The 19,041-nt window shown below is 35.4% G+C and carries 12 protein-coding genes; 4 read left to right on the forward strand and 8 right to left on the reverse strand.

What is annotated here, in order from left to right:
• Nucleotides 1–351: 351 nt before the first annotated feature.
• The 7 genes from D1092_RS01375 to D1092_RS01410 form a co-directional block, all read right to left on the reverse strand.
• Entirely contained in the window at nt 352–3,237 is a 2,886-nt protein-coding gene (locus tag D1092_RS01375) for an EAL domain-containing protein (protein ID WP_120121855.1), read from the reverse strand.
• Nucleotides 3,238–3,644: 407 nt separating this feature from the next.
• Nucleotides 3,645–4,919: a M16 family metallopeptidase gene (locus tag D1092_RS01380; protein WP_120121856.1), complete on the reverse strand. Its 1,275-nt coding sequence runs from the start codon at nt 4,917–4,919 to the stop codon at nt 3,645–3,647.
• Nucleotides 4,920–5,003: 84 nt separating this feature from the next.
• Nucleotides 5,004–6,401 (reverse strand): threonine synthase, encoded by a 1,398-nt coding sequence (gene thrC / locus D1092_RS01385; protein WP_120121857.1) that lies wholly within the window; start codon nt 6,399–6,401, stop codon nt 5,004–5,006.
• A 548-nt stretch (nt 6,402–6,949) separates the two neighbouring features.
• Nucleotides 6,950–7,312, reverse strand: coding sequence for a hypothetical protein (locus tag D1092_RS01390; RefSeq protein ID WP_120122745.1), 363 nt, complete (start codon nt 7,310–7,312; stop codon nt 6,950–6,952).
• Nucleotides 7,313–7,515: 203 nt separating this feature from the next.
• On the reverse strand, nt 7,516–7,878 hold the full coding sequence (locus tag D1092_RS01395; protein ID WP_120121858.1) for a hypothetical protein: 363 nt from the start codon (nt 7,876–7,878) through the stop codon (nt 7,516–7,518).
• A 178-nt stretch (nt 7,879–8,056) separates the two neighbouring features.
• On the reverse strand, nt 8,057–8,410 hold the full coding sequence (locus D1092_RS01400) for a hypothetical protein (RefSeq protein WP_120121859.1): 354 nt from the start codon (nt 8,408–8,410) through the stop codon (nt 8,057–8,059).
• 1,776 nt (nt 8,411–10,186) lie between these two features.
• Nucleotides 10,187–10,882 (reverse strand): HAD family hydrolase, encoded by a 696-nt coding sequence (locus D1092_RS01410; protein ID WP_120121860.1) that lies wholly within the window; start codon nt 10,880–10,882, stop codon nt 10,187–10,189.
• Between the two features lie 324 nt (nt 10,883–11,206).
• Here D1092_RS01410 and D1092_RS01415 point away from each other — a divergent pair, with 324 nt between their 5' ends.
• On the forward strand, nt 11,207–12,295 hold the full coding sequence (locus D1092_RS01415; protein WP_404978353.1) for a site-specific DNA-methyltransferase: 1,089 nt from the start codon (nt 11,207–11,209) through the stop codon (nt 12,293–12,295).
• A gap of 788 nt (nt 12,296–13,083) precedes the next feature.
• Here the strand turns inward: D1092_RS01415 and mutY are convergent.
• The gene (gene mutY, locus D1092_RS01420; protein WP_120121862.1) at nt 13,084–14,190 is read right to left on the reverse strand and encodes an A/G-specific adenine glycosylase; all 1,107 of its coding nucleotides are present in this window, start codon (nt 14,188–14,190) and stop codon (nt 13,084–13,086) included.
• Nucleotides 14,191–14,347: 157 nt separating this feature from the next.
• On the opposite strand from mutY, the gene D1092_RS01425 reads away from it, so the two are divergent.
• The 3 genes from D1092_RS01425 (at nt 14,348) to ppdK (ending at nt 18,447) form a co-directional block, all read left to right on the forward strand.
• Nucleotides 14,348–14,848, forward strand: a complete 501-nt coding sequence (locus D1092_RS01425) for a DUF721 domain-containing protein (protein WP_120121863.1) — start codon at nt 14,348–14,350, stop codon at nt 14,846–14,848.
• Nucleotides 14,849–14,933: 85 nt separating this feature from the next.
• Nucleotides 14,934–15,590, forward strand: coding sequence for a DsbA family protein (locus D1092_RS01430; protein WP_120121864.1), 657 nt, complete (start codon nt 14,934–14,936; stop codon nt 15,588–15,590).
• 190 nt (nt 15,591–15,780) lie between these two features.
• Nucleotides 15,781–18,447 carry a pyruvate, phosphate dikinase gene (gene ppdK, locus D1092_RS01435; RefSeq protein ID WP_120121865.1) on the forward strand — a complete coding sequence of 889 codons (2,667 nt, stop codon included), beginning with the start codon at nt 15,781–15,783 and terminating at the stop codon, nt 18,445–18,447.
• The last annotated feature ends 594 nt before the right edge of the window (nt 18,448–19,041 follow it).

Raw genomic sequence — 19,041 nt, forward strand, 5'->3', positions numbered from 1 at the left:
TTTTAAGGAAATATCCCCTAGTATGCCCAAGTTCATTCCGCGATGGCATTTATGAGTGATCTTATGGTAAAATCATTGTCCCCATTTTATGCCAGTAAAGTAACAAGCTGGGCACTATCGTTATATTTGTCAGCTCTCAATGTTGCGATAGCGTTTGGCAGTTAAGATGATTCATGAAAAGGCATTTTCTCCCTTTTTTAATAGTTATTTATCTACCCAGGCTCTCCCTACTTGTGATGTAGAAGCAAATGGTTTTGATTGATTCAACATGAGAGCAATTTTGAAATAAGAGAATTTTATGGTATTCAGAGTTTTAATTCAAGTTAAATAATGATAACTTATTATTATAAATCAATATGTTGGCTTATAAGGGAAATGGTTTTGAACGAGAGTGATTAACTCTTCTATAGCAATTGGTTTCGTCACAAGTGTGCTTTGAACATATTTACAGCCTTCTTGACGGAGGAAGATTGCTTCTTTTTCATTTTCAACGCCTTCTGCGATAATTTGTAAGTTAAGATCTGTTGCCATATTAATGATAGATTTGAGAACGATTTTCTTCTTGAGAGAATCAATTGAGATAAGTGAACGATCAAGTTTAACCATATCAAATGGATAACGCACAAGATAGGTCAGTGATGAATAACCTGTTCCAAAATTATCGAGTGCGAGATTCATTCCAAGTGTTTTAATTTGTTCGAGAAAGTGTGCTGATTGTTCAGGATTATTTCTTAAGACAAATTCAGATATTTCAATCATCAAGCGCCCTTTGTGGAGTGGATGGCGAAGCAGAGCAGCACGCAATTGACTGATAAAGCGAGGATGAATCATCTCTGCACTTGGTAAATTAATTGAAATAAAGAAAGATTGTTGGGAAAATTTTTCTTCTACATTTATAAGATCGATAATAGCATTATCGATGATAAATTGTGACAAATCCATAACGATTTGTTCGTTTTCTACGATCTTTATGAAATCAGAGACATTTAATTTTCCATAAGTTGGATGATGCCATTCCACAATTGTTTCAAAACCAATAATATGTCCGTCTGATAAATTAAGAATAGGATGGTAGAGAATTTTCATCTCATGACGTTTTATGGCATAATGAATATCTTTTTCCAGAATATTCTGCTCGAGACCCAAAGTGCGAAAATTAGGGCGAAAAGGTTCAATATGATTTCCCCCCATTTGTTTTGCACGAATCATTGCTAGCTCACTATCATTAAAAATATCTTTAGCCGTTGATCGGCTTTCACTCCATGTAACCAATCCGATAGACGTTGAAAGGATTATTTTGTTTTCTGAAAGTGAAATAGGTGATGAAATTGTTTTGTGCAAATTATCTGCAAACGCTGCAATCCTTTGTGGTTCAGTCTCACTGAGTAAAATAATTGCAAAACGGTCTGCTGAAAGGCGCGATAAGGTATCTTGAAAGTTAATAAGACGATTTAAACGACGGGCGATGATAAGAAGTACAGTATCTCCAACGGCTATGCCTAATTTACGATTAATTTGGCGAAAATTATCAAAATCAATCATAAAGACGGTCGGTCTAATTTTAATATTTGCTTTCGCCAAAGAGGTATAATTTTGTAGCCTGTCAAAGAAAATTTGTTGGTTAGGAAGGCCAGTTAAGCTGTCGTGTATCGCATCATGCAATAAGCGTTCTTCAGATTTTTTATGGTTTGTAATATTGACAATGGTTCCAATGACACGTGTGATTTTCCCGTCTTTTTGCATTGCTGGACGTGCGCGAAGAGAAAACCAATGATAATAACCACCACCAGAAGAAAGCCGAAAAATTTGATCAATTCGCCCTTTTTTATTTTTAAGAATAATATCCAATACGGCTTGGAAGCGTTCACGATCATCATAATGCAAAGCTGAAATCCAGTTGCGCATCGTTCCATTAAGGTTGTGAATTTCAGTACCAAAAAGGGTTTTCATATTTGGATGAACAACAATACGATCACGCTCAATATTCCAATCCCAAATAATATTTCCAGCTCCTTTTGCTGCGAGAACTTGTTGTTCAAGGTCGGAAAATATTCCTTCATGGAAAGCGTCATTAGAAAAAGTTTGTTGTAGAACAGTAAAGCTAATGAGAAGAACAATGAGCACTAATCCTCCTGCTAATGCTGGCTGGATAATATCATTGTTTAAATGTCCTGCTATGCAGGCATAGGCTCCCACACACCAAAAGCTAATAAGCAACCATGTTGGGATAAGCATAATGGCGCGGTCATAACTTCGGATTGAAAAATAAATGATTAACAGTATACCCAGCACAGTGGTAAGGCCAAATGATAGACGGGCAATTCCTGCTGCTCTGACTGGATCATAAATAGCAAAGGCTCCTAAACTGCAAAAGGCAATAATCCAGGCGATAGCACCATAACTAAAATGATAATGCCAGCGATTAAGATTGAGATAGGTAAAAAGAAAAATGAAGAGTGTTGCAGCAAGTGCTACTTCTGTACCTGCACGCCAGATTGGTTGTGTTGTGAGTGTAACTGCAAAGAATTTATTTAAAAAGTTAAAGTCAATACCAATATAAAAAAGCACTGCCCAAGCGACAGCAGCTGTTGCAGGAAACAGCCCTGTCCCACGGACAACAAAGAGAACGGTTAACAAAAGCGCTAAGAGACCTGATATCCCAAGAAGAATACCGTGATAAAGTGTATAAGAATTAATGGCGTCCTTATAAGCTTCAGGTTGCCATAAATAGATTTGCGGTAGATTTTCAGAGTTAAGTTCGGCTACAAATGTAACAACAGCACCCGGATTGAGAGTAATATGAAAGATATCAGAGTTCATACTCGGCTGACGATCGAGGGAAAAACCTTCACTTGGTGTTATAGATTGAATCCGTTCTGATCCAAGGTCTGGCCAAAAAAATCCAGAGTGCGCCATGCGGTAATGAGGTGCAACGATGAGACGATCGACTTGTTCATCTGTTGGATTTGCAAGAGAAAAAACTGCCCAGTTTCCGGAAAACTTTTCACTTTTTGCCTGCACTTCAATACGCCATACAATGCCATCTGGTCCTGGTGCTGTGCTTGTTTGAAAAATAGAATTGTTTGTATGATGAATCTCAATTGCTTTTGAGAGATCAAGAGCAGCATCCTGAGAAGAAATTTTAACAGGTTCAATAGCATGCGCTGATGTAAGATGGACAAAAGAACTAACGACGATAATGAAAATGATGTCAATTATTTTACGCAAACTCTTCACAATGTCCCACTCTCAATATTTCAGGATGTTTAATTTTCATTTAGATTTTTGAGAAAAAACGTCCACCTTTTATCATTTATTTATAGAATAAATTGTGATCACTTCCTCTTAAAGTTATATGATTTTATATATAAATAGACCATGTATCCATTTGCTTCCATGAAATTTGAAGCGAATGGGATTTTATATTTTAGAAGTGTAAAATTATACCATGATTTTCTAAATTTTATGGATATAAACTTTACTTATTAGAATCTCTATCACATGAAGGAGGAATTGGATAGTTTTGTACGCCTCTTTGCCCAATATTTCCAAAACTTATTTAATGAAAAGAGTTTTAATGCTAAATCTTTATGATTGAATACATTCATACTCATTGTGATGCTTCTTTTTTAAAAAACAGTTTTTTACTTTAGCTTATATGAAAGAGCTGATGTTAAGTCATCAAAATTCATAAGGGGGCCTACAGGTCCGACAGCAGTAAGCGTTGGCGTGCAATTTGTAAAAAGGCGATGTGCTAAATCAGTTAATCTTGTAGGTGTGATGAGATTGAGGCGTTCAATTGTTTCCGATATTGGAATGGGACGACCGTAAAGAAGTATTTGGCGAGCAATAAGATGTGCTTGACTAGAAGGATTTTCCTGTGACATTATGAGATTAGCACGATATTGCGTTTGTGCTCGTTGGAGTTCGTTAGTGTGAATGTTTTTGCTTGCTTTGGAAAGTTCATCAAGAATCACAGGCAGAAGTTTTTTGAGCCCTTCTTGTCCAGTCGCTGCATGAACACCAAAAAGTCCGGTATCTGAAAATCCCCAATGAAAAGCATAAATAGAATAGCATAATCCACGTTTTTCTCTTACTTCTTGAAAAAGACGTGAGGACATGCCTCCACCAAGAATGATTGAAAGAATTTGGGTTGCATAAAAATCACGCGCGTGATAGGCACGCCCTTCAAATCCTAGAATAACTTGCGTATCCATTAAATCGCGATATTCACGAAAGTCGCCACCAACATAATTTGCAAGATTAGGAAGAGAGGCGGTTGAATAGGGGCGAAAAGTGCCAAGACGGCTTTCAACTTCTTTTAAAAAGCTTTCATGTTTTACAGCGCCTGCCGCAACGACAACCATACGGTCTGCACTATATTGTTTATTGATGAAATCATGAAGATCAGCAGATGTAAATGATTGAATAGTTTTAGCTGTTCCTAAAATAGAACGACCAAGGGATTGATGACGAAAGGCTGTTTCTGTAAAGTGATCAAAAACAATATCATCAGGTGTGTCATGGGCGGCACCAATTTCCTGAAAAATGACTTGTTTTTCTCGTTCTAGTTCGTCTTCGTCAAATTTTGAATGCATCAAAATATCGGCTAAAATGTCGATAGCAAGTGGGATATCGCTTTTAAGGACACGTGCAAAGTAAGCTGTTGTTTCAATACTTGTTGTGGCATTGATTTCACCACCAACATCTTCAATATCAGTTGCAATTTGAAAAGCGGTACGGTTTTCGGTTCCTTTAAAAGCCATATGTTCAAGCAGGTGGGCGATACCATGCTGTGCGAAGGTTTCATTGCGTGAGCCCACTTTAACCCATATTCCGAGTGCGACACTATCAATCTGTTGCATTGTATGTGTGGCAATCGTCAAACCATTACTAAGGCGACAGACTTCTACATCCATGTATTTACGACTCCATTAAACAAGCTAAAGACCTAATTGTTAAGGGTATTAGAATATTCTTGATTTAAATTAATGCAGCTAACTTTAATAAGATGCACGCGATTTTAAAGAAATATAATCTTTTACTATTTTTTCATCATTAGCAAGACTTATGAAGTGTTCTTCAGCTTTCATGACATCACTGAGATGAGATGGCCATGAGGCGTGAAGTCCGCAAGCATTTTTAATCGTATCAGGAAATTTAGCAGGATGAGCCGTGGCAAGAACGATCATTGGAATATGTGGTTTTTTATTTTCTCGCGCTACTTTAAGGGCAACGGCTGTATGTGGATCGACAAGATAGCCACTTTCTTTATAGACACGATCAATTGTTTGTGCTGTTTCCGCCATGTTACTTTTTCCAGCGGAAAAGAGAGAACGAATATTTTTGAGTTGTTTTTCATCAAGAGTGAAAGATCCCGTTTTTTTCAAGTCTTCCATTGCATTGCAAATTCTCATTGGATCACGATTACCGCTTTCAAAGAGTAAACGTTCAAAATTAGAAGAGATTTGAATATCCATAGAAGGTGAAGTGGTATAGACGATTGGTTGTGTTTCGTAAGTACCGCTGATCAATGTACGTGAAAGGATATCATTATCATTTGTTGCAATAACGAGTTGAGCAATGGGTAAACCCATACGCGCAGCGACATAACCTGCAAAAATATCACCGAAATTTCCAGTAGGAACAGTAAATGAAACAGCTCTATCAGGAGCACCTAAAGAAAGTGCAGATGAAAAATAGTAAACAATTTGCGCCATAATACGCGCCCAATTTATAGAATTAACACCTGAAAGGGCTCTTTTTTTACGAAAATGATGATCATTAAACATTGCTTTGACAAGAGCTTGGCAATCATCAAAATTTCCTTCAATGGCAATGGCGTGAACATTTGTACTTTGATTGGTTGTCATTTGCCGTTGTTGAACAGGTGATACACGTCCTTTAGGAAATAAAATAAAAATATCTGAGTGCTCTTTTTCCGCAAAAGCGTGTATCGCAGCCCCCCCTGTATCACCTGATGTTGCAGCAATAATTGTTGCACATCTATTTTTTTTAGTCAAAATATAATCCATCAGTCGAGAAAGAAATTGCATTGCCACATCTTTAAAAGCTAAAGTAGGCCCATGAAAGAGTTCAAGAATAAATTCATTTGTTCCAGTTTGTTGTAACGGACAGATTGCTGGATGATGGAAGGTTGCATAAGATTCAGCAATCATATTCTCAAAAGCTGTATACTCGATCTCATTATTTACAAAGGGCCACAGAACTGTTTTAGCAATCGTTGTATAAGACTGCCCACGAAGTGCGCGTAACGCATCAAATGATAGTTGCGGAAATTTATCTGGAAGATAAAGTCCACCATCACTTGCCAGCCCTGTCATGATCGTTTCCGTAAAGCTTAAAGCAGGAGATTGCCCTCTCGTGCTGATATATTTCATAAGTTTTATCCTTTTTTATTCCTGGCAAATTGATGAAGTTATTTATTTCATGTTTTTCATAATATTTAAATTATTAAATGGATAGAAGCTTATTTTCTTCTTTTTAACTCAATAATAAAAGAAAAATAAAAGAAATGATTTTAAACATTTTTATTTTTGAGATACATTTAAGATATAAAAGTCAAATGTTCACAGAAAACCTGTTACAATTGAAATCTTTTTCTCTATTATCCAGAGCTATTTTATGCTTTTCTACTTTGTAACAATTAAATTTGCTAAAATGAATATTGAAATGATAGACCTTAGAACCCACACTGGAAAACCTATAAGGTAATTTTATGGCATTTCGTGCGAAAATTTATATTTTGAATAATCTTTGTTTAGCTTAATTTATCAGCCTATGTACGAATAAGTATTATATTTTTGTTATACAGTATGGTAACCTAAAACTTATCCATAGAAAGCATAAAAACAGCCTGCCAAATGATGGAAAGCAGGCTGTAAAATGTTCCTATTTTAAATAGAGAAAATAATTGAATATCTTTGAACTAGTTACCTTTAAGTTTTCCTATTGCCCATCCAATTATTCCGCTAAATATAGCCATAATAGACCCAGTCAAGAATCCAAAACCCAAAGCGCCTACTGTAGAAAAAACACCTATAGTAATGGGTTCAAACACTTTCTCAACTTTTCCTTCAATAGCAGATTCATTTTTTACGCCATGAGTAAAATTGGGGACATAAAAAGTAGCGATACTGATAGCTTTTTTCTCTACTTGTTCCATGAGAGAAATAGTTTCCCATTGAGCATCATTTTTCAAATGATTGGCATGAACATTGATAACTTGTGAAAGTAAAAAAGAAATCACTATTAAAATATTCAATAAATAAGTTTTTAATAATTGAATCATCATTTATCACCAATACTTTTATTTTAATTATAATTGAATAGATGCATTGATAGAATAAGTACACATTAAGAGAAATATAAGTATTTAATTTTCATTCTTAATGGGATAATTCTTTGTTTTTATCATCAACAATGAATAAGAACAGAATGCATTTATAGTTTATATTTCATACGAGAAGATTTTATTCCTCTGAAATTTCAATTTTAATGAGATTTAAAGTACGATATTATTTTGCCTATTATCCATCCTAAAAACATGCCTGCTGTACTTGCAGCATATCCAATTACCATCCCAATACCAAAAGTCCCTATTGTAAGAGGCTCAAAGACCTTTTCAAATTTTCCCTCAATGGTCGTTTCACCTCCCACATCATGATTTAGATTTGGTGTATAGAGAGAAACGGAATGGATGACATCTTTTCTTTTCTGTTCTATTGCTGAAACAAAACTATTCTCACGATGAGTGCTCTTTTGCGAATATTTTGCATTTACAGTTACAACCTGTGAAAGAGAAAAGGTAAACATCATGAAAATAATTAATATATGACTTTTAAATAATTTAATCATAATTTACCTCAAATACTTTATACTATTTAATATATATGCGTAAATTTATATTTTGGATATTTGGATTTAATCTACATCATTTATATTTTTAGTAAGAATAGCTTCATTATGTAATTACTTGCAATGAAATAATAATACATAATGAAGCGATTATTCTAGCGTTATACAATATATTGAATTATTTGAACATCAATACGATATCCTTTATCCAACCTATGATCGATCCTAAAAGACTTATTCCATATCCGGTAGCTAATATCGCTACTACTATAGTCATAGGTTCAACGACTTTTTCAACTTTTCCTTCACCCATTGTTCCATTTTCTATTTGATAACTTACAGATGGAGTATAGAAAGCAGTTGTAGAAACCGCATCAGATTTCGCGTTCTTTAGTGCCATTAGAGGAATAGACAATTCCTCTTTTGGGGGAGTGTTTTCTAAATAATTTGCATTAACATTTATGGTTTGTGAAAGAAAAAAAGTGCTCGCTATAAAAAAACTTAAGACATAATTTTTAAATAATTTTACCATAACTTTACCTCAAATACTTTTAAATTATATATGTAAGTAAATATACAATATGTACACATAACTTACTTTATATGGAATCTGCATATTTCATTATGTATTTTTAGTCAATATTAAAAATATATAAATTAAAATATAACTATACATTTTTATAAACATTATTGTAAAAAAGTAACAGTAATAATTACAAAAAATATTTTTAAAAAATTTTATTATGTCTCATATATAAAACAATATGTAGTAATTATATATTTTTTTAAATTCATTAATATATAATAAAAATATGAAAATTATAATTTATACGAAAAAACTCTCAACACTGAATATAAAAGACATCGCTAGAATATTATCAAATATATTTCCTTTTAATTTATAGATAATAAAAAATATACAGTTTTTGATAGTGAAGTAGAGTACGGGTTGAATAAAGATGAATACTATGATCTTTTCGTCAATATGAGTAGCGCGACCGCAGATAATATTCAGAAGAACATCAATAGAGATATATTTGTGCGTGTACTCCAAAAGTTAACATTGGATAATATTTAAAAAATTTTCTTCCGTCCAAACTGAAAAACTACTTTTTTAGAAAGGACGTTTTTATTAAAGTTGGATTACTTTTGAAAAAATAAAGTTTCATTACGCATTTAAAAAGTTTATTAAGTGCTTTGAGAAAATTTTAAGCTGCTACTGCTATCTCTTGACGGTATTCAACCTTAGCTATTATATGTTTCATATTGAAATATTTGTTAAAAAAAACGCTTAGCTTATTTTATAAGGATACGTGTGAGTAGTATAATGATAAGACTCTAAGTTCACAAGTCCTCGCCATCTTTATTTTTATAAAGGAGTAAGATGGTACGCTGGGCTCGTTCCTAATGTTGCTATAATTCTTGGCTCTTGAGGTGCTTCATGAAGGGGTATTTTTATTTATTTTTTAATTCACTTAATATATTCAGATTTGAAATAAAAGATTTTTACGATATTCATTTTTTGTTTAATCTGGATAAAGTTAGATTATGATTATAAATCAATGTATTGCTCATCATTTTCTTGATAAAAATATTTCCTATAAAATTGCATATCCTTATAAAGACATATTTTCTTAATCTTTATATAATTTTAGAAGGTTATGGCAATTGATATTGTTAAAAGATTTTTTAAGCAGCAATATCAATAAACCTTCAACAAGTTTATGAGATTTGGATTGAGAAAGTATAAGCCCTTATAACTCGGAAAGGATGCTTTTGTCATTTTCAATAAACTTTTGTGTTTTACAGATTCCGCGAATTTTAATGTATTCGCCTGTGGTCAATACGAACAGAGCATACAATTTTATCATGTTGGGTAATGATTTAATAAGCTGAGGGAGGATGATTTTTACATAGCAATTTTCACATCTTATTGAGCAAGGGGTCATAATATTCTTTTCTTTGACAAATCTAACCATTTATGAAGATGGGTGACTGATGTTGGGATTAGGAATATTGGATTTGAGAAAGATAAGCAATTTACCGGTAGGTTTGATTTCCCAGGAGGTTGAATTTCTATACATTCGTATCCTTGCTTCTTTTAAAGCATGTGTAATGGTTAGATTTATGGTTTCTGGGCAAGGGCCCATATTTTTTCTTCTTCACATTATTAAGATGCAATCGCTTTATGTTGAAAATCACGTATTTATTAAAGTTATTAGAAAAGAAGAGAAGCGAGAAGGGGAGGATATTTGGGTAAAATATCCTCTTATAAGAATTTACAAACTGATATCTTCAAGAGTTTTTTTTATAATAAATCGCGCCATACAGCCATTGCTTCTAAAACTTCTCCTAAATGAGCATGTTTTGAGATAACTGTTTCCGCACCAGCTTCTGCAAGTGCATTAGAGTGGCCAAGATAGCTATGCGAACCTCCTGTAAAGCCGATGACACGCATGCCTGCTGCTATAGCGGCATGGACACCATGAAGTGAATCTTCTATAACGATTGTGTTTTGCGGCTCTACCTGTAATTGTTGTGCGGCAAAAAGGAAAACATCAGGTGCTGGTTTCGTTTTTTTTGTTCCAACTTCAGGTGCTGAAAATATTTTACCTTCAAAAAGGTCATAAAGATCAACAGTGGTGAGCATTTCTTTTATATCTACGCTCTTTGCATTAGAGCAGATACAGTAGGGATAGCGCGTTTGAATTATTTCTACAGCTTCTCTTACATCATCAATAGCTCGTAATTCAGTTTTTATTTGTGTACGAAAAATATTGGTCATCTGATCTATGAGATGAGCAGAAACTGGTTTTTCTGTTTCCTGTTCAACGTGTTTAAGAATATCGCGAAAGATAAGTCCTGCAAAACGCTCACTCAATTCTTCGGGTGATATTTCATATCCTGTTTGTTTGAGCAATTGAGATCCAATTTTTGCTGCAAGATATTCAGAGTCGACGAGAACTCCGTCACAATCAAAAATAATAAGATCTATCTGAGGCATAAGATATTCCTTTACATGTTACGAGATGGACAATTTTCATGAAAACAATACTAAGATGACCTTATTTCATAAAAATATGCTTTGAAAACGATTTTTAATTTTTTTACAAAATAAAAGTTATAAGAATAGTACATTAAAAAAATAAAAACGAATATCAATTTTGTAGAACTTTAACGATACGTTTACTCTATTTTGTAAATATGGATGGGTAATGCGGGCCTATAAACTATTTTGATTGATTATAGGGCAAATTCAGTTCATTTCGTTGGGTTTTTCATGACAGTTATTCAGCTTCAAAAAGATTTCATTCGTACTTCCTCACAGATGCCATGGCGCAATAAAATTTTTAAAGGAGATTGTGTTGCCGTTTTAGAAAAATTGCCAAAACATTCTGTTGATATGATTTTTGCAGATCCCCCTTATAATTTGCAATTGGATGGTGCTTTATACCGCCCAGATCATTCGCTTGTTGATGCGGTTGATGATGCATGGGACCAGTTTGAGAGTTTTGCTGCTTATGATGCTTTTACCCGAGCATGGTTGCTTGCGTGTCGTCGTGTGTTAAAACCCAACGGAACGCTTTGGGTTATCGGATCTTACCATAATATTTTTCGAGTTGGTACGGCATTACAAGATTTAGGTTTTTGGATGCTTAATGATATTATTTGGCGTAAAAATAATCCGATGCCTAATTTCCGAGGGCGCCGCTTTCAAAATGCCCATGAGACGCTGATTTGGGCTGTGCGAGATCAAAAAGACAAAAAGTACACATTTAATTATGATGCTTTAAAAGCAGCAAATGAAGATTTACAAATGCGTTCAGATTGGCTTTTCCCTCTCTGCACTGGAGCTGAACGTTTAAAGGATGATTCAGGGCGTAAATTACATCCAACACAAAAACCACAAGCATTATTAGCGCGTATTATCATGGCTTCTAGTAAGCCTGGTGATGTTATTCTTGATCCGTTTTTTGGTTCGGGAACAACAGGTGCTGTTGCTAAGCTTTTAGGGCGTGATTTTGTGGGGATTGAACGCGAGCAAGATTACATTGACGCAGCATGTGAGAGAATTGCGGCAATTAAACCTCTAGCGCAACCAGAACTAGCAATTTTGGATAGAAAAAAAGCAGAACCACGTGTAGCATTTAATAGTTTGCTTGAAGCAGGTTTACTCTATCCTGGGGAAGTTCTTTATGATCGCAAGAAGCAAGTATCTGCTATTGTAAGAGCTGATGGTACGATTATGCATGGTGGTGAAGCCGGATCAATTCATGCAATGGGGAGAAAGGCTCAAGATTCGCAGAGTTGTAACGGTTGGACTTTTTGGTATTATGAGGAAAATGGACGATTGAAATCCATAGATCATTTAAGAATGATCATACGCTCACAAATGTTAAAAACAGGTGTTTTATAAACGAAGAAGATCACTTCATTATATTGATCACCAATGTGTAGGTGCCCTTAATTGAGAGAGACGTAAGGGCATTTTATGCCTTTAAAAGCGTTATTTATATGCCCGTTTTTCTTGCAAAGTGGAAAGTGAGTGTTTTTTTGTATTTCTTGTAGAAAAAATCAAGGTGAAGAATCTTCATTCTACACTTTTATTTAAGTATAAAAATAGTCAAATTATTGATCGATATAGTTTTATGAAAATCAAATAACAGAATTAAAAAGATTCATGTAGAAGTTCAAAAAAATTAAGTTCTTTTAAGGAGGGAGCATGTACATTTATGGATGTCGTGCAATATAGCAATATATTAACTTATAACGATAATTTGGCATTATTCACCTTTTGAATTAGCTTCTCGAATATTGTCAGATTTTTTATTTCAAACCTGTTTTATATTGAGGCAATAAAAATCATTTGTTTGCACATTATAATCGGAGCCTAACCTAGAGCAAAAAAATTCTATAGAAAGGACTAAAAGTACCTCTTATGAATCATCTCAAGAGCTAAGGGGGCTGTAGACAAAATTGGAGACTGGTAAAGTGTGTGATGGTATCGGCTTGCTTTTGCGTAAGTGAAAAAATAAATCCTGAAATTTAAACCTAAGGTTTCTAAGCTTTTTTTATTCCTGCTTAATTCTTATTTGTAGGAAAAATTGGTTATTTCACGTTCTTAAATTTTCTTTTACAGATGAAGAAATGGTCGCTAGGGATATCAAAGTCTCCATTAACAAACATTTTTACCAATAGGGACAGTCATTTAAATCTAAAAGAATTGGGCAGTGCTATGGAGATAGCTTTTTTCATAACAGTAGGGAGCGCTTCTTCAGCAAGATGTTGAATGTTGCACCACCAACCATCTTCACAATTTGTTTCATGAAGATCGTCAGTATAGTAAACATCGAGTTTTAGAGAAAAGTGAGTAAAAACATGGGTAATTTGTCCTTTGAATTGCCAATTGGCAGTAAAGGGTGCATTTTGAAGTCCACTTTCGTTGTTTATGCCAATATTATTAGGAATTTGGGTCATTCCACCAAGGAGCTTTTGTGTTTGTCTTTTTTCTAAATAAATTTGTCGCTTTTTATTAAGGACCACAAAAGCAACACCTGTTTTTAAAGGGCGTTCTTTTTTAGGAGCTTTAACTGGAAAAGCTTCTGTTTGTTGCATCTTTGCCGCTTTACATAAATTTTGAAGAGGGCAGATAGAACAAGATGGTTTGCGTGGAGTACAAATTGTTGCTCCCAAATCCATCATTGCTTGAGCAAAGTCGCCAGGACGATTTAAGGCAATAATTTTTTGTGTTTTTTCTTTAATTTCAGCTTTTGCTTTTGGTAATATTGAAGTAATAGCAAAAAGGCGGGCGACTACACGTTCAACATTACCATCAACCACCGCTACAGGGTGGTTAAAGGCAATTGCGGCAATGGCTGCGGCTGTATAATCTCCAATACCTGCGAGAGTTCGTAAGGCCTTTACAGATTGTGGAAATTGTCCTGCGTAGTTTTCAACAAGCTGTCTTGCACATTTTTTAAGATTACGTGCGCGTGAATAATAACCAAGTCCAGCCCATGCTTTCATGATGTCATCTTGTGAGGCTTTTGCTAAAGAGGAAAGGTTAGGCCAAAGTTTTAGAAATTTTTTAAAATAAGGCTTAACCGTCTCAACGGTCGTTTGTTGAAGCATGACTTCAGAAAGCCAAACGTGATAAGGATCAGGACGGATACCTTGTTTTTGCTCTTTGGGGGTAATCCGCCATGGGAGATGTCGGTGATTTTGATCGTACCAAGAAAGGAGGTGCGAAGAAATTTCATACATGATTGTTTTCAAGCATAGGGAGATGTAAAATGCAAAAGAAAAAAGCATTTATTGGGCTATGTTTTTTGCTCTTGTATTTTTATTGTTGAGATTTTGCTGAGGAAAGAATGTCTATTTTGTTGATATTATATAAATTGGAAAGGTAATAATTTTTTGATGAAACAAATGATTATAATTGAGTAAATGATTGAACAATGATCTAAAAATGAGAAAACAACTAAAAAAGCATGCTTTTTATTCTCTTTCGAGGACGGTTCTGCAAATACTTGATCCAGTTTTACGCAAACGGACAGGGCTTAATGTTGCGCTTATAGAGCATTGGCCACAAATTGCGGGCTATGATATCAGTAAACATACAATACCCCTTAAAATTATTTGGAAACGTCGCGCCGATCAAGATGAAGTTTTTAAGCCTGCAACGCTTGTTATCGCATGTGAAGGATTTGCTGCGTTAAAATTGATGCATGAGACAAAGGAATTGCTTCATAGAATTAATGGATTTTTTGGTTATATTGCTATTGATCGTATCAAGATTGAGCAAAGAAGTCTGTCGATTTTTATGAAGCGTGTACCTATAAAGCTGACTTTGAGTGAAACAGACAAAAAATGCTTGGAAAAAATGCTCGAAGGAATTGAAGATAAAAGCTTACGCCAATCACTTTATAAACTTGGCTGTTGCATTTTCTTGGAAAAAAATAATAAATAGCAAGATATTTTATATATTATTCCTTATAATATATGCAAAAGCATTGGATTCCTATTCGTTTAATAACAACAGAAAAGTATTATTTATGGTAAAATATCGTTCTTGTTTATCTCTCGGAATAATTTTTCTCTTTATAACGATTGTACAAAACAGTGTAACAGTTGCTTTAGCACGTAGTCCCAAACCTGTTGCAACGGTGGATATGGCTGAGCTTCTTCAATCGGGTAAAGTAAAGGATCGCTTTGAAGGAGAGGCAGATGCTCCAGTCATCATTGTGGAGTATGCTTCGTTGACATGTACGCATTGTGCGCATTTTTATAATGATATCCTTCCTCAAATTCGTAAAAAATATATTAAAACAGGCAAAGTAAAAATGATTTTTCGCGATTATGCTTTTGATCCTCGGGCAACAGCAGGTTTTATGTTAGCACGATGTGCACCAGAAGATCGCTATTTTCCTTTGATAGAAGTTTTATTTCAAAAACAAAATGAGTGGGTTTGGGTAAAAGATGCTCTGACACCATTGAAAAAAATTAGCTTAATGGCGGGCTTTACAGATGAGAGTTTTACTGCGTGTTTGAAAAATCAGGCCATTTTAGATGAAGTGAATGCATCTTTTGAGCGTGGTAAAGAACTTGGTGTTACAGCAACGCCTACTTTCTTTATCAATGGAGATAAATATGAAGGAGCCATGAAAGTAGAAGACTTTTTTTCGCTGATTGATGGTTATCTTAAAAACTGAGTTTTAATCCTCCAAAAGGTGGATAAGTGAGATGTGTGGTCATTTCTCTTTTGGAAGGATTGGTGTTGTGCATTTATGAAGTGATTATAGAACGATATTCTTTGTTTTGCCGATTTTAAAATCAAATCATTGCATTTAAATGATCCTAGCTTGAATGATGTTTTGATGCTGATATGGGAGGATTTATATAATGAAAAAATGGGTTTATAGTTTTGGAGATGGCAGCGCAGAAGGAAGCGCAAGCGAGCGTAATCTTCTGGGAGGTAAGGGCGCTAATTTGGCGGAAATGAGTAATCTCGGTTTGCCGGTACCGCCCGGATTTACTCTGACAACAGAAGTTTGTAATTTTTATTATGCTCATGACAAATCATATCCAGAAGAGCTACAGGAATCTGTTAAGAAAGCACTAAGACGCGTTGCTGAACAAACAGGACGTGAATTTGGGAATGAACAAAGACCACTTTTGCTTTCTGTTCGTTCAGGGGCGCGAGCTTCTATGCCAGGGATGATGGATACAGTGCTAAATCTTGGCATGAATGATGAAACTGTCAAAGCGATTGCTTTACAAGCCAATAATGAGCGTTTTGCTTATGATAGTTATCGACGTTTTATCCAAATGTATTCTAACGTTGTTTTGGGGTTAGACCATTCGTATTTTGAAGAGATTCTTGATGAAGTAAAAGCACACAATGGTTACACTGTTGATACAGAAATGACAGCAGATGATTGGAAAAATGTTATTACTTCTTATAAAGCCTATGTTGAAAAACAATTAGGAAAACCTTTCCCACAAGATCCTGAACAACAGTTATGGGGGGCGATTGGAGCTGTTTTTTCAAGTTGGATGACAGCACGTGCAGTTACTTATCGCCGTTTACATGGCATTCCTGAAAGTTGGGGAACGGCTGTGAATGTGCAAGCTATGGTTTTTGGTAACATGGGAGAAGATTCGGCAACAGGTGTTGCTTTTACACGTAATCCATCGACAGGGCAAAAAGAACTTTATGGTGAATTTTTAGTTAATGCACAGGGGGAGGATGTTGTGGCGGGTATTCGAACGCCTCAAAATATTACAGAGAATGCGCGTATTATTGCTGGTTCAAATAACCCGTCTTTAGAAAAAATCATGCCTGAAGCTTTTTTTAAGTTATGTCAGATCGCGCAGAAACTTGAGCAGCATTATCGAGATATGCAGGATCTTGAATTTACCATTGAAAAGGGTAAATTATGGATGTTGCAGACTCGTTCAGGAAAACGCACAGCTCGTGCAGCTCTCAAGATGGCAATTGAAATGGTTGAAGAGGGGTTAATAAGTCGTGAAGAAGCTGTGATGCGTATTGATGCAAAGTCACTTGACCAACTTTTACACCCAACACTAGATCCCAAAGCAGAACGTTTGGTTGTAGGACGTGGTTTACCGGCTTCTCCTGGAGCCGCAACGGGTGAAATTGTTTTTACCTCAGAAGAGGCAGAAACAGCAGCGGCTGAAGGGCGCAAAGTTATTTTAGTCCGTGTAGAAACAAGCCCAGAAGATATTCATGGGATGCATGTAGCTGAAGGAATTTTAACAACGCGTGGCGGCATGACAAGCCACGCTGCTGTTGTAGCACGGGGGATGGGGAAGCCATGTATTTCCGGTGCTGGAAGTGTACGGATTGATTATAACACAAATACGCTGCTTGCTTCAGGAGAAAGCTTTAGAAAGGGTGATATTATCACAATTGATGGTGGCAGTGGGGAAATTTTCAAAGGGAAGGTTGCGATGTTGCAGCCTGAGCTTTGTGGTGACTTTGCAAAGTTGATGGAATGGGCTGATGGGATGCGACGTATAAGAGTTCGCGCCAATGCTGAGACACCATCTGATGCCCGTATGGGGCGTTCTTTTGGGGCTGAAGGTATTGGTCTTTGCCGTACGGAGCATATGTTTTTTTCTGGTGAACGTATCATTGCCATGCGTGAAATGATTTTAAGTCATGATGAAAGTGGACGTCGCAAAGCGTTAGATAAACTTTTGCCAATGCAGCGTTCAGATTTTAGTGAATTATTTGAAATTATGTGTGGTTTACCTGTGACCATTCGCTTGCTTGATCCACCACTCCATGAATTCCTACCAAAAACCGATGCAGAAATTCTTGAAGTTGCAAAAGCGATGGGGGTTTCTGCAGAAGCGCTTGCTGAACGTGCACAGCAGTTGCACGAATTTAACCCTATGCTTGGATTACGAGGATGTCGTTTAGCCATTACTTATCCTGAAATTGCTGAAATGCAAGCGCGGGCGATTTTTGAAGCAGCAGCAGAAGCAGCCCAAAAATCTGGATCTCCTGTTATGCTTGAAATTATGGTGCCACTTATTGCGCTTAAATCTGAACTCGATTTTGTCAAAGCACGTATTGATCAGGTTGCTGAGGAAGTGATGAAAGAAAAGGGAAGCTCTATTCAGTATATGGTTGGGACGATGATTGAGCTTCCAAGAGCAGCACTTCGAGCTGATGAAATTGCAGAAACGGCAGAGTTTTTTTCATTTGGAACAAACGATTTGACACAAACTACCTTTGGAATTTCCCGTGATGATGCTGCTCCTTTTTTGGCAACCTATTTTCAAAAAGGTCTTTTAGAACAAGATCCTTTCGTATCTATTGACCGTGATGGTGTAGGAGAACTGATTGCTATTGCTGCACAGCGTGGACGCTCAAAGCGTGCAAAAATAAAGTTGGGAATTTGTGGTGAACATGGAGGCGATCCTGCGTCTATTGCTTTATGTGAAGAAAATAACCTAGATTATGTTTCATGTTCTCCTTTTCGAGTTCCAATTGCCCGTTTAGCAGCAGCACAGGCTGCAATAGCAAAAAGAATATAACAGGTTAATATTTTTTTATGTATCGTGACCACCGAAATAAATTTTTATGTACGTCCTTTTATTTTATTCCTTAAAGAAAATAAAAAGCATTTCTAGAATGCACTATAATTTATAGCATGTGAGAAAGTGTATTTTTTGAGAGAAGTATGAAAGAAAATATGAGGCAAGATAAAAAGGAGTTATTATTAATAGACTTTCACGTATGGATGGGACGCTTGATAGAGAGTGGGGCGCTATCGTGTGTGTTTTCTTTTTAACAGGAGGAGCGCCTCACACAAAACAGAATGCTTCAAACAAATGCATTTATTTTGTACATTGATGACCTGTTTTGAAGAAATGTCTCCTAATCCATTTCACATTATTATTCGTAGAATGGGATTATGTAAAACTTCTTGTAATTATAAAATTTCCTCAGAGTTTATAAAACTATCTGTGCGCTACCAGATTTATGTTTATGAAGAAATATAAGGTTATATAAGGTATTGATTATAAATATAATTTATATATTTCTCATATTGAATATTCTCCCGATTATCATAAAATTTCCTCATTTCAACTCCTTTTATAATTGAAGTAATCAAAACCATATTTTTT

This window comes from Bartonella krasnovii (assembly GCF_003606345.3).
Taxonomy (GTDB): Bacteria; Pseudomonadota; Alphaproteobacteria; order Rhizobiales; family Rhizobiaceae; genus Bartonella; species Bartonella krasnovii.

Coding starts and splice junctions, on each gene's coding strand:
- D1092_RS01380 (WP_120121856.1), bottom strand. CDS start 4,919: ATGGATGTAGAAGTCTGTCGCCTTAGTAATGGTTTGACGATTGCCACA.
- thrC (WP_120121857.1), bottom strand. CDS start 6,401: ATGAAATATATCAGCACGAGAGGGCAATCTCCTGCTTTAAGCTTTACG.
- D1092_RS01390 (WP_120122745.1), bottom strand. CDS start 7,312: ATGATTCAATTATTAAAAACTTATTTATTGAATATTTTAATAGTGATT.
- D1092_RS01395 (WP_120121858.1), bottom strand. CDS start 7,878: ATGATTAAATTATTTAAAAGTCATATATTAATTATTTTCATGATGTTT.
- D1092_RS01400 (WP_120121859.1), bottom strand. CDS start 8,410: ATGGTAAAATTATTTAAAAATTATGTCTTAAGTTTTTTTATAGCGAGC.
- D1092_RS01410 (WP_120121860.1), bottom strand. CDS start 10,882: ATGCCTCAGATAGATCTTATTATTTTTGATTGTGACGGAGTTCTCGTC.
- D1092_RS01415 (WP_404978353.1), top strand. CDS start 11,207: ATGCCATGGCGCAATAAAATTTTTAAAGGAGATTGTGTTGCCGTTTTA.
- mutY (WP_120121862.1), bottom strand. CDS start 14,190: ATGCTTTTTTCTTTTGCATTTTACATCTCCCTATGCTTGAAAACAATC.
- D1092_RS01425 (WP_120121863.1), top strand. CDS start 14,348: ATGAGAAAACAACTAAAAAAGCATGCTTTTTATTCTCTTTCGAGGACG.
- D1092_RS01430 (WP_120121864.1), top strand. CDS start 14,934: ATGGTAAAATATCGTTCTTGTTTATCTCTCGGAATAATTTTTCTCTTT.
- ppdK (WP_120121865.1), top strand. CDS start 15,781: ATGAAAAAATGGGTTTATAGTTTTGGAGATGGCAGCGCAGAAGGAAGC.